The sequence below is a fragment of the Lactobacillus sp. HMSC08B12 genome, from assembly GCF_001808415.1.
Classification (GTDB): domain Bacteria; phylum Bacillota; class Bacilli; order Lactobacillales; family Lactobacillaceae; genus Lactobacillus; species Lactobacillus delbrueckii.
Genome location: NZ_KV793153.1, coordinates 1 through 13,256, shown reverse-complemented (window position 1 = coordinate 13,256; position 13,256 = coordinate 1). Strand labels below are relative to the sequence as shown.

General features: G+C 48.0%; 12 protein-coding genes and 1 pseudogene. 6 read left to right on the top strand and 7 right to left on the bottom strand.

The features are described 5' to 3' along the window. Window positions 1-82 precede the first annotated feature (82 nt). Window positions 83-2,714, bottom strand: a pseudogene (locus HMPREF3168_RS04910) (cation-translocating P-type ATPase). A 407-nt stretch (window positions 2,715-3,121) separates the two neighbouring features. Beyond that, window positions 3,122-3,703, bottom strand: coding sequence for a sugar O-acetyltransferase (locus tag HMPREF3168_RS04905; RefSeq protein WP_070488753.1), 582 nt, complete (start codon window positions 3,701-3,703; stop codon window positions 3,122-3,124). Between the two features lie 208 nt (window positions 3,704-3,911). Between HMPREF3168_RS04905 and HMPREF3168_RS04900 the strand changes: the two genes are divergently transcribed. Together HMPREF3168_RS04900 and HMPREF3168_RS04895 are read left to right on the top strand one after the other, a co-directional pair. Further along, the gene (locus tag HMPREF3168_RS04900) at window positions 3,912-4,748 is read left to right on the top strand and encodes a site-specific integrase (RefSeq protein WP_003614263.1); all 837 of its coding nucleotides are present in this window, start codon (window positions 3,912-3,914) and stop codon (window positions 4,746-4,748) included. Between the two features lie 42 nt (window positions 4,749-4,790). Then, a complete protein-coding gene (locus HMPREF3168_RS04895) occupies window positions 4,791-5,897 on the top strand; it encodes a DUF4767 domain-containing protein (protein WP_070488749.1) in 1,107 nt (368 codons plus the stop codon). Between the two features lie 84 nt (window positions 5,898-5,981). Here the strand turns inward: HMPREF3168_RS04895 and HMPREF3168_RS04890 are convergent, their stop codons facing one another. Then, window positions 5,982-7,025: a zinc-binding dehydrogenase gene (locus HMPREF3168_RS04890; RefSeq protein ID WP_070488746.1), complete on the bottom strand. Its 1,044-nt coding sequence runs from the start codon at window positions 7,023-7,025 to the stop codon at window positions 5,982-5,984. Window positions 7,026-7,206: 181 nt separating this feature from the next. Between HMPREF3168_RS04890 and HMPREF3168_RS04885 the strand changes: the two genes are divergently transcribed. After that, window positions 7,207-8,547: an MATE family efflux transporter gene (locus tag HMPREF3168_RS04885; protein ID WP_003614302.1), complete on the top strand. Its 1,341-nt coding sequence runs from the start codon at window positions 7,207-7,209 to the stop codon at window positions 8,545-8,547. Here the strand turns inward: HMPREF3168_RS04885 and HMPREF3168_RS10315 are convergent. Continuing rightward, entirely contained in the window at window positions 8,539-8,694 is a 156-nt protein-coding gene (locus HMPREF3168_RS10315) for a hypothetical protein (protein ID WP_003614345.1), read from the bottom strand. The two genes, HMPREF3168_RS04885 and HMPREF3168_RS10315, sit on opposite strands and share 9 nt — an antisense overlap. Before the next feature lie 245 nt (window positions 8,695-8,939). Between HMPREF3168_RS10315 and HMPREF3168_RS04880 the strand changes: the two genes are divergently transcribed. The 3 genes from HMPREF3168_RS04880 to HMPREF3168_RS04870 all read left to right on the top strand — a co-directional run bounded on the left by HMPREF3168_RS04880 (window position 8,940) and on the right by HMPREF3168_RS04870 (window position 10,065). Beyond that, window positions 8,940-9,179, top strand: coding sequence for a hypothetical protein (locus HMPREF3168_RS04880; RefSeq protein WP_003614238.1), 240 nt, complete (start codon window positions 8,940-8,942; stop codon window positions 9,177-9,179). Window positions 9,180-9,249: 70 nt separating this feature from the next. Next, a complete protein-coding gene (gene lepB / locus HMPREF3168_RS04875; protein ID WP_070488743.1) occupies window positions 9,250-9,816 on the top strand; it encodes a signal peptidase I in 567 nt (188 codons plus the stop codon). Between the two features lie 69 nt (window positions 9,817-9,885). Then, on the top strand, window positions 9,886-10,065 hold the full coding sequence (locus HMPREF3168_RS04870) for an LBP_cg2779 family protein (protein WP_003614215.1): 180 nt from the start codon (window positions 9,886-9,888) through the stop codon (window positions 10,063-10,065). A gap of 386 nt (window positions 10,066-10,451) precedes the next feature. Here HMPREF3168_RS04870 and pepT read toward each other — a convergent pair whose 3' ends face one another. The 3 genes from pepT to HMPREF3168_RS04855 are packed head-to-tail and all read right to left on the bottom strand — an operon-like array spanning window position 10,452 to window position 13,216. Beyond that, entirely contained in the window at window positions 10,452-11,690 is a 1,239-nt protein-coding gene (pepT, locus tag HMPREF3168_RS04865) for a peptidase T (RefSeq protein ID WP_003614290.1), read from the bottom strand. Window positions 11,691-11,733: 43 nt separating this feature from the next. Continuing rightward, window positions 11,734-12,531: a Nif3-like dinuclear metal center hexameric protein gene (locus HMPREF3168_RS04860; protein WP_003614306.1), complete on the bottom strand. Its 798-nt coding sequence runs from the start codon at window positions 12,529-12,531 to the stop codon at window positions 11,734-11,736. Then, window positions 12,524-13,216 (bottom strand): tRNA (adenine(22)-N(1))-methyltransferase, encoded by a 693-nt coding sequence (locus tag HMPREF3168_RS04855; RefSeq protein WP_003614288.1) that lies wholly within the window; start codon window positions 13,214-13,216, stop codon window positions 12,524-12,526. The genes HMPREF3168_RS04860 and HMPREF3168_RS04855 overlap by 8 nt, the downstream gene beginning before the upstream one ends. Window positions 13,217-13,256: the final 40 nt, after the last annotated feature.

The window sequence follows — 13,256 nt, the reverse complement described above, 5'->3', positions numbered from 1 at the left end:
ATTAGTGTCCTAATTTCGGGGGTCATATCATTTCGATGTCTTTTTATAAATATTTAATAGTCAATATTAATTATTATGCTAATTATTTCTTTTCACGAATCACTTTCACGGCCTGAATGACCACCGTTGGCAAGAATGCCAGCAAGGCAATCATCCCGACCTGGCCTCCTGCAAGCGGCGTTACCGTAAACAGGCTGTGGAGACTTGGGACGAACAGGATCAAGCCCAGTAATAAGCTGCCAGCCACAAAGGCAGCCAAGCTGTACCAGTTATTTTTAAAGCCAATCTTGAAGATGCTGTGCTCTGACCGGCAGTTGAAGCCGTGAAAGAGACGTGCAAAGGTCAAGGTTGAAAAGGCCATGGTGCAGGCTACAGCAGAGCTGGTCTTCAGGCCAATCAAGAAGGCCGCAATAACGCTGACCGCGATCAAGGCACCTTGCACAGCTACCCTAGTTACCATCTGCTTGTTCAAGATCCCTTCCTTAGGGTCACGCGGTGGCCGGTTCAAGATATCGTTAGCCCCGGGTTCCATCCCAATCGCCAGGGCTGGCAGAGAGTCGGTTACCAGGTTGATAAAGAGCAGCTGAACGGCCATAAATGGCACTGGCAAGCCCGCAATTGAGGCAAAGAGCACCGTAATGATGGCTGACAGGTTGCCGGACAAGAGATACATCACGGCATTTTTGATATTTTCGTAAACCGTCCGGCCGTTGGCCACGGCCTTGATGATAGTCGCGAAGTTGTCGTCAGCCAAGATCATGCTGGAGGCATCCTTAGAAACTTCGGTCCCGGTAATCCCCATGGCCACCCCGATGTCCGCCTTCTTCAAGGCTGGGGCGTCGTTCACCCCGTCACCAGTCATAGATACGATCTTACCCTTTCTTTGCCAGGCGTCAACGATCCGGATTTTGTTTTCAGGAGAAACTCGGGCGTAAACGGAGATTTTTTCAATCTTATCGTCCAGTTCTTTATCGCTCATGGCGTCAAGTTCTAAGCCAGTTACTGCCAGGTCGCCCTCTGCAAAAATTCCGATTTTCTTAGCAATCGCAACGGCCGTCACCTTGTGGTCACCAGTGATCATCACCGTCTTAATGCCGGCCTTCTTAGCTTGGGCAACGGCAGCGATACTTTCTGGTCGTGGTGGGTCCGTGGGTCCATTTCAGAAATGAGACCGATGAAAATCAAGCCGTTTTCGGCATCCAGGTTTAGTTCTTCGTCACTTTCCTTATAGGCAAAGGCCAAAACCCGCAAGCCGTTTTCAGAAAAGGCTTGGTTTTGGTCCAGGATCTGCTGCTTGGCTTCTGTCGTCATCGGCTTGATTTCATCACCGATCCGGTAGCTGACGCAGCGGTCTAAGAGAACGTCCACCGCCCCCTTGGTAAAGATGGTTGGTACCGTGTGGATCAGGTGCTTGGTGGACATGAGCTTGCGGTCTGAGTCAAACGGTACTTCTTCTTGCCGGTCCAAAAAGTCCCGCAAATCGTCCTCGCTTAAGGCAATTTGGTCATCCCCCATATCGATGCCTGGTACCTGGCGGTACATTTCTAAGAGTGCATATTCAGTTGGGTCACCAATCCCCTTACCATCTGCTTGTAGGCGGGAGTCGTTGTTTAAAACTACGTCGTACAAAAGATAGCGGTGGAGCTGGTTGTCAAGGCTCAACTCGTTAGGCTGTAAGACTTCCCCGCCAATGTAGATATCTTGGACGGTCATCTTGTTTTGGGTCAAAGTCCCTGTCTTGTCAGAGGCAATGACGGAAACTGAGCCCAAGGACTCAACCGCAGCCAAATTTTTAATAATAGCGTGCTGCTTAGCCATCTTTTGGGTCCCCATGGCTTGCACGATGGTGACGATTGAGGAAAGTGCTTCTGGAATAGCGGCCACCGCTAAGGCTACGGCAAAGAGCAAGGCATCCATGAGCGGCTGCCCTCTCCAGATTTGGAGGCCAAAGACCACCGAGCAGATTAACAAGATGGCAGTAGCTAATTTTGATGAAAACTTGTCTAGGGACTGCTGGAGAGGGGTCTTCTTTTCCTTGGTGTCGTTCATCAACTTGGCAATCTTGCCGATTTCAGTACCCATACCGGTGCCAGTCACTAAGACATTGGCCCGGCCGTAGGTCACCAGAGAACTGGAATAGACCATATTGAGCCGGTCACCCAGGGGCCGTTCTTGGTCAAAATCTATGTCGGCCTTGTCAATATTGGTTGATTCCCCGGTCAAGGAGCTTTCGTTGACTTGCAAAGAAAAGTTGTCCAAGATTCGCCCGTCAGCGGTAACCAAGTCCCCGGCTTCAAGAACCAAAATATCGCCTGGCACCAGCTTTTTCGAATCAATTTCCACCTTTTGCCCATCGCGCAAGACCTTGGCGCTTGGTGAAGACAGTGATTTCAAGCTTTCCAGCGACTTCTCGGCCTTCACATGCTGGACCGTCCCCAAGACCGCATTCAAAATCAAAACGGCGATGATGACAATGGTGCTTTCCGCATCCCCGGTAAAGGCCGAAATCAAGGCGGCGATGATCAAGATGATAACCATCAGGTCTTTGAACTGGTCTAAAAAACCTGGAAAACGGTCTTTTTCTTCCCTTCTACCAGGGCATTTTCCCCATATTTGGCCAAACGTTCCTTGGCTTCACCGCTACTCAAGCCATTAGGGCTTGCCTTGAATTCCTTCAAGACCTCGTCTTTACTTTGCAGATAAAAATCCTTCAAAAAATGCCTCCTAATCTGCCCGGCAATAAAAAAGAGACTATTGCTAGGCTAAAAAAGTCTATACAATAGTCTCACCATTTAAACTCACAGCGGAAATTACTTTCGAGCTTGACGCCATGAGTGCACTTGTAATGCCGGTTACTCCCTACGCATATTTGTATGATAGGCTATAGTTTATCTGAATTTCACCTTGCTTGCAAGTCTTTTGCAAAAAATTATAAATGATACTGCTAATAATCACAAACGTGAAGACCGCTATGAGCATCACTCTTGGTCTTTCTACGACCGACTGACACAAATGCAAAAATGTCATATAATTATTACCTCCTAAAAAGACAAAAACGACTCATTGCTGTTTACAAAGAGTCGTTTGCTTCTTATGTTCTTTTTACTGTCTTTTACTTTTTTCAGTTCAAGTCACTATTTGCGTCATCTTCAGTGATTTGCCGGATAACCCGGCATGGGTTGCCGGCGGCCACGCAGTTGGCTGGGATGTCCTTAACAACGACGCTGCCAGCACCAATGACGGAGTTGTCACCGATAGAGATGCCGGGCACCACCCGGACTCCCCCGCCGATCCAGACATTGTCGCCAACAGTGATCGGGTAGGCATATTCCAGGCCGGTATTTCTTCTTTCCGCATCAAGCGGGTGACCGGAAGTGTAGAAGCCGCAGTCAGGACCGATAAAGACATTGTCGCCAAAGGTCACCCCGCCTGCATCCAGGACTGTCAAGTTATGGTTGGCGTAGAAGTTGTTGCCAACCTTGATATTCCAGCCATAGTCGCACCAGAAGTTTGGTTCGATATGGCAGTTTTCTCCGCTTTGACCCAAGATCTCTTTTAAGAGCTCCTTCTTTTCAGCAGCAGTCTTCAATTGGTTGTAGCGGAGGCACTTGGCCTTGCAGGCAGCTAGTTCGGCCATCAGTTCTTTGTCTTGACCAGGATTATAAACCTGACCCGCCAGCATTTTTTCTTTCTCAGTCTTCATATTTGACCTCCAATCTATCTTTTTTCATCTTTAATGCCAATTTGTTTCAATTTTACTGTTTTTTTTGCCAGAAAGTCAATTCAGCAATATCTTAAGTCAGAGACCTTTTGCTAACAAGTTTTTTGTGGCGCGGCGTAGCCGCGTTTGTATGTTATAATTATTGTAGTAACAATTAGGATATTAACAGACATAAAGAAAGGAGTTTCTTATGTATCCCCACCAGGAAGGCTTTGAGAATTGGTGCCGGGGCCCGCAAAGGCTCAGCCCCAAATCAATTGAGAACGCCGATTACTGTTTGGACCACTTTTTTAGCTATGCTGAAGTAAATTTTCCATCTAGGAATGTCAATGAAATCACGGCCAGCAATGTTCGCGACTATCTGCAGCAGTTGGCGACTAAAGAAAACTTGCAGGTCACGACCGTCAACAAGTATGTCTCCTACATCAAAAAGTACTTCTACTACCTGGCCCTGGCCGGAATTACCCCAAGCTATCGTTTACTAGACCTCAAGGGTTACTCTTTTGAGCGGCGGAAGACCTATGTGATCGACTGGCCAGAGCATTTGCCTGCCCTTATCCCCTACGTCAAGCAGCCGCTGACTTTATGGCTCTTGCAGCTTTTTGCCCTGGGCTACCAGGCTAAGGAACTCTTAGGGATTCGCTATAGCGAGGTAAAAGACAATTTGGGTGAGATGACTGACTACCTGACCGGAACACTTTCCTTTAAAAAAGACCCGGATCCTTATATTTTCGCCTCCAGGTCCGGTGAACCATATGCCAGTACCAACAACATCATGCAACTAGTCAAGGCCGATAAGGACCTCCTCTCCCCTATGCCGATCACTCTGACCAATCTCCGCCTCTCTTATGTCTATTCCTTGATCAGCCAGCAGAAGTATTCTGACAAGGAACTCCTGGAGATTTTTCGCTGCCCGCCAAAGCGCTTAGCCTACTACCAGTACAATGCAGCCCAGTGCAATCTCATCCCATTTTCTGAAGAGATGCTAAAAAAGGACAGCCCGGACGCCGCCCCTGCAAGAAAATAGGCTATAATAGGTTAATAGTCAGTAAAAGAGATTATTTATCAGATGAAGAAAAGTATTTTATGCTCAGCAGCCGTCCTAGCTGCTCTCAGTTTAACCGCCTGTTCAAAGCAAAGCAGCAGTCAAGATAAACAAGCTAGTCAAATTAGTTCCAAAGTTGTCAAAAAGGCATCTTCTAGTTCTAAATCTGAATCTGGTCAAGCCAGCTCAAGCAATTCAGCAAGCGCCAGTTCTAGCTCCAGCAGCCAGCAGACAACTCTCTGGAACAGCCAGAAAAGCCAACAACTCGCTAGTTTTATGGCTAGCTGGGGTGCCGGCATGAAGCAAAAATATGTGTCATACACGCCATCGAGTCCGGTTGACTTTTATGGGACCAAGGCTCCTGCAGACCAATTAAGCGGCAAGTACCCTGTTTCAGTAGATGACGTTAACCATGAAGTGGCGGTTAAATGGTCAACTACCGGTCAAGAAGCTCAAAACACTTACCTGATCGTCGCCTGCTATTCTGATGCAACAAGTGCTAGATATGCGGACAAGCACCTCTACTTCTTTACCATTTACAATGGTAAACCAGTTGTTTTAGTAACCATGCAAAACCAGGGTAACGACCGGAACAATTTAGGGTTCAGAGAAACTGAAAACGTCAACTTAAAGAATGGCTTTAACAAGATTGTTGGCACCAGCGGCACTACTAACTCCAACACAGCAACCGACAACGGCTCAGCTGGTCTCCCAGTTTCTGATGATCAAGCAGTGCAAGCCTTCTATACTTTCCTTAGACAACATGAGGAAGGCAGTGACATCTATAACTCCTTTAAGCAAGACGAAATTCAATTGCTCTTCTTTAATGATGTATCTGGCAAAAATGTTGCCAGCGATGTTAACAAAGCCGTTACCCGTGTATTTCCAAAAAACACCTACGAAGTTAGGGCGCAACCTCATTCAGAAGGTCAGGTATACTTTCAACGAATCAGCGACGACACTATTCGCGTCTTTAACGTCCCTGATGCCTTCCAAGATGATCGCTGGACCAAGAACAGTGCCTGGGCGGTAGCACAAGCCAATAACTACATGGACCACCCAAAGGTTATGAAATTTAGCCCAACTGACTCCACCATGCTCAATCTAATGAAGTCCAAGCTTACCCACTAATTTGAATCGAAAAAGCAAGGATCCGAATCAATGATTCGGATCTTTTTTACTTCTATAACTCAAATTATTTTAATATTTATTCTTTTAGTCCACAACAACATAAGACTTGATGGTCTTGCGGTCAGCCATGTCCCAGTAAGCTTGGTTGATGTCATCCAGCTTGTAGGTCTTGGTGAAGACCTTGCCAGGGTTGATATCGCCGTCCAAAACCGCCTTCAGCAAAACCAGCTTGTCGTAAGTCGTAACGCTGGCACTGCCGCCGGCAACTGAGATGTTGTGGGAGAACAGCATCCCCATGTTTAAGCCATCTTCGTGTGGCACACCCACGTAGCCAACCCGGCCGCCCTTGTGCAAAACGCCCAAGGCTTGGTCCATAGCTGCTTGAGAGCCCACGCACTCTAAAGCAGCATCCGCTTCGCCACCCAAGATTTCCTTGACCTTGGCAATCCCTTCTTCGCCTCTTTCAGCGACAAAGGCCGTTGCCCCTGATTCCAGAGCCATCTGCTGGCGGTCTTCATGCCGGCTCATGATCACGATTTGGGAAGCCCCGCGCATCTTAGCCGCAATGACAGCGCATTGGCCAACTGCCCCATCACCAATGACCACGACCTTGTCGCCGGGCTGAACGTTAGCAGACCGAGCTGCGTGGTAACCAGTCGCCATGACGTCAGCCAAAGTCAAGAGATTCTTCAGCATCCCTTCGGTGTAGTCTTCTGGCTTGCCTGGTACCTTAACCAAGGCCCAGTTGCCGTATGGGAAGCGGACGTATTCACTTTGTGACCCATTGCCCCAGTTAGAATAGCCTGGGTGGTTGTCGCAAGTCCCGTCATAGCCAGCAAGGCAGGCTGCACAGTGGCCGCAGCCATGGGTAAAGGGCACAATGACGAAGTCGCCCTTTTTTACCGTCGTAATGGCGCTACCTGTTTCTTCCACAATCCCAATTGCTTCGTGGCCATCGTTCACGGAGTGCTTTTCCTTGGCATCGCCAGCTGAATAGGCCCACAGGTCTGACCCGCAGACGCAGGTTCTCACCACCTTGATGATGACGTCTTCTGGATCTTGAATGGTCGGCATTGCCACGTCTTCAACTTCAACCTTGCCTGCTTCTTCAAATACCGCTGCTTTCATGTTTTCGCTCCTGTAAAAATCTATTGATCAATTACTTGCAATTTCTTTTCAACTTACAAGCTCATTCTAATACTTAAAGCTAAGTTTAAGTCAAGAGTTTATTGAAAAATCTATCCTTTAATATTTAGTCAACTATGCTAAAATTGATTCGATATTCAATATTTTAAGGAGAAAATAGAGAATGGATGAACTCTTTGCCAAGGCTCCAGTGAAGAAGGTTTACTTTCAGCTGTCCTTGCCCCTGGTCTTAGCCATGATTACCTCGATGATCTACAACCTGGCCGATACCTTCTTCGTTGCCCAAACCGGTGACACCAAGCTCGTAGCCGGCGTTACCGTTGGCGCGCCGCTCTTTGCCTTTTTGATCGCCATCTCGGATATTTTTGGTCTTGGCGGGTCTTCACTCGTTTCCCGCCTCTATGGCAAAAAAGACTTCGCTTTAAGCAAGCGGGTTTCCAGCTTTTGCCAGTATGCCGGAATTATTTCTGGCCTTTTAACCACGGCCCTCATGTTGGCCTTTGAAAAGCCGATCTTAGGCTTCTTAGGGGCCAAGCCTGCCACCTACCAAGCAGCCAGCGACTTTTACCAGGCCATCGCTCTTGGCGCCGTCTTTATCGTTTATTCAGTAATCCCGCAAAACTTGATCCGAACCGAAGGCCTGGCTAAAGAATCGATGGTAACCACCATAGTCGGCACTATTACAGCCATCATCTTAGACCCCATCTTCCTCTTTGTTTTCAAGATGAGGGCCTGGGGCGTAGGGATTGCCAACGTGATCGGCTATGCCGTAACCTCTTTCATGTTGGTTTACTACGTCAATAAAAAGGCCCGCTACATCACCTTGGATCCCAAGTTGGTAAAAATCGATGGTGCCAATATCAAGGAGGTCATGGAGATCGGGATTCCTGGATCAATTACGAATTTTGCTCAAAGCTTTGGCATGGCCCTGTTAACTTCTTCTTTAGCTGGCTATGGAGCTAGCCGGGTCGCAGCACTTGGTATTACCCAGAAGATTTATAATATTGTCGTTTTAGTCATGGTCGGCTTTGCCTTTGGGTCCCAGCCACTGATTGGCTACAACTATGGGGCCAAGAATTGGGAGCGGCTAAAAGCAATCCTTCGCTTTGACATGCTGGTCGAAGTTGTCTATGCCGTGATTTCAGCTGCGATCTTGCTTATTTTTGCCCACCCAATTGCGGCCCTCTTTATGAACAAGCCGGCCATTATCACTAGCACCTCCTACATGCTCTTGGCTACCTTGATCACTACGCCCTTGGTCGGCTTAATCCTGGTTTACACCACTGTCTTTCAGTCTACCGGCAACGGTTTTGCAGCCTTAATCATGGCCCTGTCAAGACAAGGCGTGATCTACGTCTTTGCCTTAGAGCTATTAAAAAATACTGCCGGCTATCACGGTATCCTCTGGGCCCAATCGGTCAGTGACGTCCTCACTTGTCTAATCGGCTACGCCCTTTACCGGAAAAATCTCAACTTCAAGAAACTAGAAAAGCCATCAGCTTAAGCTGATGGCTTTATTCTTTTGACTGAAGTCCATTTTCGCCAGTTTCAAGGCAGTATCGATAAAAGTTTGGACTTGGTCAGCTGGTAGGAGCTTCTTAAGCTCAGCTACTTCCGGAAATTCTACTTCTGGCAGAATATGAATTAGCACAAACATTTCTAGAGAGGTTAAAATGGATCATTTATATTCTAACTTTCAGTCTCTTCTTCTCTATGCTTAATCGGGTTATTTCCCCACCATTGATCCACGGTTCTAATGTCAATCAAGTTGCTCAAGCAACTAGTCAAAGAAGATGCTAGCAAATCAACTGCTTGCGCAATATCATTGTTCTGATTTTTCCCTGCGGCAATCGCGGACGAAATCGCATTGTATGTTCCTGGACTGCGCATCTTTTCATGCAGCACGTCAAAGCTGATAAAGACCTGCTGGCTCCGATGCCGCTGACCTTAACCAATGTCCGCATATCCTTTGTTTACAGCTTAATCAGCAAACAAGATTATTCTGATGTAGAGCTTATGAAAAAGCTCCGCCTTAATTCCAAAAGTCTGGCTTACTGCCAGTTTTATGCTACTAAGAGCAACTTGATTCCCTTTGACCTTGAACGACTAAAGAAGCAGAATGAGAACAATCAGTGATTACTTTACTACCAGTTTGCGAAAATAGGCTATAATAAATTAATAGTCAGTAAAGGAGATTTTTAATCAAATGAAGAAAAAGAATAAGCAAGCTGCTGAAGAAGAAAGCTGGGGCAAATTTTTCCGGGACGTCCTGGTTATGTTCCTGGTCTTTGTTTCAATTTATTATGTTATCTTCTCCTTCTTCTTAGCCAATGAAGTGGTGTCTGGCCCATCCATGCAACCGACCTTTGAAGACGGTGACCGTTTGATCGCTGTGCGCCACTTCACTCCGAAGAGAAACGACGTTGTCATCATCAAGGCTCCTAACCAGCCAGCTGTCATGTACATCAAGCGCTTGATTGGCCTGCCGGGCGACACGGTCCAGTCCAAGAACGACGTCCTCTACATCAATGGCAAGAAGGTTGCCCAGCCGTATTTAAACAATAAATACCAAAAGGCGGACCATTTAGCAGGCGTAACTTATACTAATAACTTCAAGGTCAAGCTGAAGAAGAACCAGTACTGGGTCATGGGTGACCACCGGGACGTATCTAACGACTCCCGCCGCTTCGGGCCGGTTTCTAGAAGCGCGATCTTAAGCAAGGTCGTCCTCCGCTACTGGCCAGTTACCCAGATCAGCAGCGACTTTTACTAAAAAATTCTGAAGCTCCCTCAACAACTTTTCAAAAAATGGTAAAATAAAGTTATTAAGGAGTGAAAATCAATGAAACCAGAAGAACTTTCGGATGCAATCATCGAATTTCAGAGCAAGCACACTGTGAGCGATACTACCCTGGCCTTTGCCAGCCACCTCTCAGTGGAAAAGGTGCACGCCATGAAGCAAGGGCGGGGCAACTTTACCAGCGATGAAATCAACCAGATGCTGGACTATCTCCAGAGCTAAATGTAAGCAACCGGGCCAAACGGCCCGGTTTTCTTTTGCCCTTTTTTCTCTGCTTTTCCCCTCTCTCATTTCTTTTTATCACTTCATTGTTTCACGCTAACTATTTTACATTTTGCATAAAGTTTAAAATAGAAAGAAGCTTGTTATGCAAAGGACAGCGGCTATTATTTCTTAACAGCTACCATTTTTATCATTTAGCTTTAACCCGCTATCGCAAGCGATAAAGCTTGCTATTACAGCATTTCTCTTTCTAGCTCTGTAAGCCCTTTTCTCCGATTTTTGTTCCACGGTCTCCTTTTACCCTATCCCCGGCCAAGTTATTCACAGGCAAAAAATAAGAGCCGCCCTAGAGCAGCTCTTATCCTTTATATTTAAGTTATCTTGTCTTACTTGTTCCGTTCAGCTTGCAGTTCAGCCATCTTGATCATGACGTCAACAGCCTTCCACATTGATTCCAGAACCGTGTATTCGTAGCGGCCGTGCATGTTTTCTTCCCCGGCAAAGAGGTTCGGGCATGGCAGACCCATGTAAGTCAGTTGTGACCCGTCCGTACCCCCTCTGACTGGTTCTTCATTGATTTCAGTCAAGCCGCAGGCTCTGTAAGCATCCCGGGCCAGGTCAATGATTTCCATGTGCTTAGCCAGTTCATCAGCCATGTTGTAGTACTGGTCCCACATCTTCAGCTTGATTCTTTCCCCATACTTGGCGTTGAGTTCAGCCACCTTTTCCTTGACCAGGTTCTTCCGGGCTTCCAGGCCGTCGCGCTTGAAGTCACGGATGATGTAGGCCAGGTGGGCGTTGTCAACCGTACCAGAGAAGTCCATCAAGTGGTAGAAGCCTTCTTCGCCTTCAGTCTTTTCCGGCACTTCGTCTTGCGGCAGGGAGTTCTGGAAGTCGATCCCGACTTGAATGGCGTTGATCATCTGCCCCTTGGCTACAGCCGGGTGCACGTTAACGCCTTGGATGTCCAGTTCAAACTGAGCTGCTGAGAAAGTCCCCCAGTCCAGCTTGCCCGGGCCTTCCCCGTCAACCGTAAAGGCAAAGGCAGCATTGAAGTCTTCCACGTCAAAGTGCTGAGCACCCGTGCCGATTTCTTCGTCTGGCGTGAAGCCCAGGCGGATTTCCCCGTGCTTGATTTCCGGGTGAGCCAGGAGGTATTCAGCAAAGGTGACCAGTTCGGCATCCCCACACTTGTCGTCCCCGCCCAAAAGGGTGTCACCGGAAGCAGAGATAATGGTCTGCCCCTTGTACTTCTTCAAGTTCGGGAAGACGGCCGGGTCCAGGTAGAATTCGCTGTCGCCCAATTGGATCTTGCTTTCCCCGTCGTAATTTTCAGTAATCTGCGGCTTAACGTTTTCTGAATTGAAGTCAGCCGTGTCGCAGTGGGCCAAGAAGCCCATAACCGGCACATCCCAGTCAACGTTGGAAGGAATAGTCGCGATGACCGTACCAGCCTTTTCATTGTAGTGAACGTCACTCAAGCCCAGTTCTTCCAGTTCCTTCATGATGACCAATTGGTAGTCCACTTCTCTTTGGGTGGATGGGAAGCGGTCAGCATGTTCATCTGAGCGGGAGTTGATCTTGACATATTTCAAAAATCTTGGCAGCAAAGTTGGGTATTCCATCTTTTTCTCCTTATTCTTTACATAAACAAAAATATTTCACTTACTAAAAAATGTTCTGGAAGGGATCGGTTGATTCAGCGCTGATTAAGCACTCTACGCTCCAGCCCTCTTCCTTCTGCCAGGCACTGAGCCGTTTGGCAGCTTCATACTTGAAGAGGTTCTCCGTATAGTGGCCCGGATCAACTACTACCAAGCCTGATGAAATCATGTCATGGCCAGTGTGGTAGTAGACGTCACCGGTGATGTAGGCGTCGCATTTGTCAGCTAAGGCCTGTTTCCAGAACTTGTTCCCGTCCCCGCAGACGAAGGCGACAGTTTCCACCATTTTATCCTGGTCAGCGCAGATCAGACGAACCAAGTCCACCCCCATCTTTTCCTTGACGTAGTGGGCGAAGTCGATCGCCTTCATAGCCCTTGGCAAGCGGCCCTTCCGGCCAATGGCGATGCCATCGTCATCCGGGGCAAAGCCGGTTACGTCCAAAAGGCCAAGTTCTTCAGCCTGCCAGTCGCTTGACCCGTCCTGGGCCTTGTCAGAATTAGTATGAATGGAGTAAACAGTAATGCCATTAGCAATGATCTTGGCGTACATGGCCTTTTGCGGGTCGCTGTAGTCCAAGTTGTTAACCGGACGGAAGATCAAGGGGTGGTGGCTGACGATGAGGTCAGCGCCTCTCCTGATGGCTTCATCAACCACATTTGGCCGGACGTCTAAAGTCACCAGGATCTTGTGGACTGGTGCTTCCAGGCTGCCGATCTGCAGGCCGGCCGGGTCACCGGCACTGGCAATACTTTCCGGGAAAGCTTCATTCAGTTTAGCTACAATGTCTTTTACTTTAGTCATTTTCCCCACCTAATTCTGTCTTGATCATAGCCAGCAAGTTTTCGACTTCCTTGATCCGGGTCAGGTCCTTTTCCCGGGCCTTGTTGAGGTTAGCCAGCAGCTTTTGGTAGTAGGCTTCCTGTCCCTGCCACTTCTTATAGAAAACATCAGTCTTGTTCTTTAAGAGCAAGGGACCAAATTCCTGCTCGCGGACAGTCAATTCGTGAACCTGGTCAGTTAAACGGGCCTTGATCAGCTCATAGATGTGGCCTGCTTCATAGACGATGTCTTCAGCGACGATCTCGTACTTGTTGGCCATCAGCCAACGGCGGACGGTGTTTTCCCCAATATTGGCTTCAAGGACCAGGCTTGGGTAGTAAACGCCCCGGGAGGCGGCTTCAGAGAGCAGGTTGACCATCAATTTGCCGCCCATGCCGGCGATGACGACCGTGTCGATTTGATCGCTTTCCTTAATGGTTTCCAGGCCTGAACCCAGCCGGGTTTCAATCTGGTCAGAAAGTCCCGCGGCGGCGATGTCCGTTTTCGCGTTCTCTAAGGGGCCAGCCGCAACGTCACTGGCGATAGCGTGGCTGATCTTGCCGCTTTCTACCAGGAGGATCGGCAGGTAGGCGTGGTCGGTGCCGATATCGGCCAGGCGGCTATCTGGATCAACCATTTCGGCAAGTCTGTTAAGTCTTAAATTCATTAGTAAAGCGCTGCTGCAAAAAACGTGTGCAATGTAGCCA

Excerpts from the sequence above, each read along its gene's own strand:
- pepT (WP_003614290.1), bottom strand. The coding sequence starts at position 11,690 with ATGGAATACCCAACTTTGCTGCCAAGATTTTTGAAATATGTCAAGATC.
- HMPREF3168_RS04855 (WP_003614288.1), bottom strand. The coding sequence starts at position 13,216 with ATGAATTTAAGACTTAACAGACTTGCCGAAATGGTTGATCCAGATAGC.
- HMPREF3168_RS04860 (WP_003614306.1), bottom strand. The coding sequence starts at position 12,531 with ATGACTAAAGTAAAAGACATTGTAGCTAAACTGAATGAAGCTTTCCCG.
- HMPREF3168_RS04870 (WP_003614215.1), top strand. The coding sequence starts at position 9,886 with ATGAAACCAGAAGAACTTTCGGATGCAATCATCGAATTTCAGAGCAAG.
- HMPREF3168_RS04890 (WP_070488746.1), bottom strand. The coding sequence starts at position 7,025 with ATGAAAGCAGCGGTATTTGAAGAAGCAGGCAAGGTTGAAGTTGAAGAC.
- HMPREF3168_RS04880 (WP_003614238.1), top strand. The coding sequence starts at position 8,940 with ATGCAGCACGTCAAAGCTGATAAAGACCTGCTGGCTCCGATGCCGCTG.
- HMPREF3168_RS04895 (WP_070488749.1), top strand. The coding sequence starts at position 4,791 with ATGAAGAAAAGTATTTTATGCTCAGCAGCCGTCCTAGCTGCTCTCAGT.
- HMPREF3168_RS04905 (WP_070488753.1), bottom strand. The coding sequence starts at position 3,703 with ATGAAGACTGAGAAAGAAAAAATGCTGGCGGGTCAGGTTTATAATCCT.
- HMPREF3168_RS04885 (WP_003614302.1), top strand. The coding sequence starts at position 7,207 with ATGGATGAACTCTTTGCCAAGGCTCCAGTGAAGAAGGTTTACTTTCAG.
- HMPREF3168_RS04900 (WP_003614263.1), top strand. The coding sequence starts at position 3,912 with ATGTATCCCCACCAGGAAGGCTTTGAGAATTGGTGCCGGGGCCCGCAA.
- lepB (WP_070488743.1), top strand. The coding sequence starts at position 9,250 with ATGAAGAAAAAGAATAAGCAAGCTGCTGAAGAAGAAAGCTGGGGCAAA.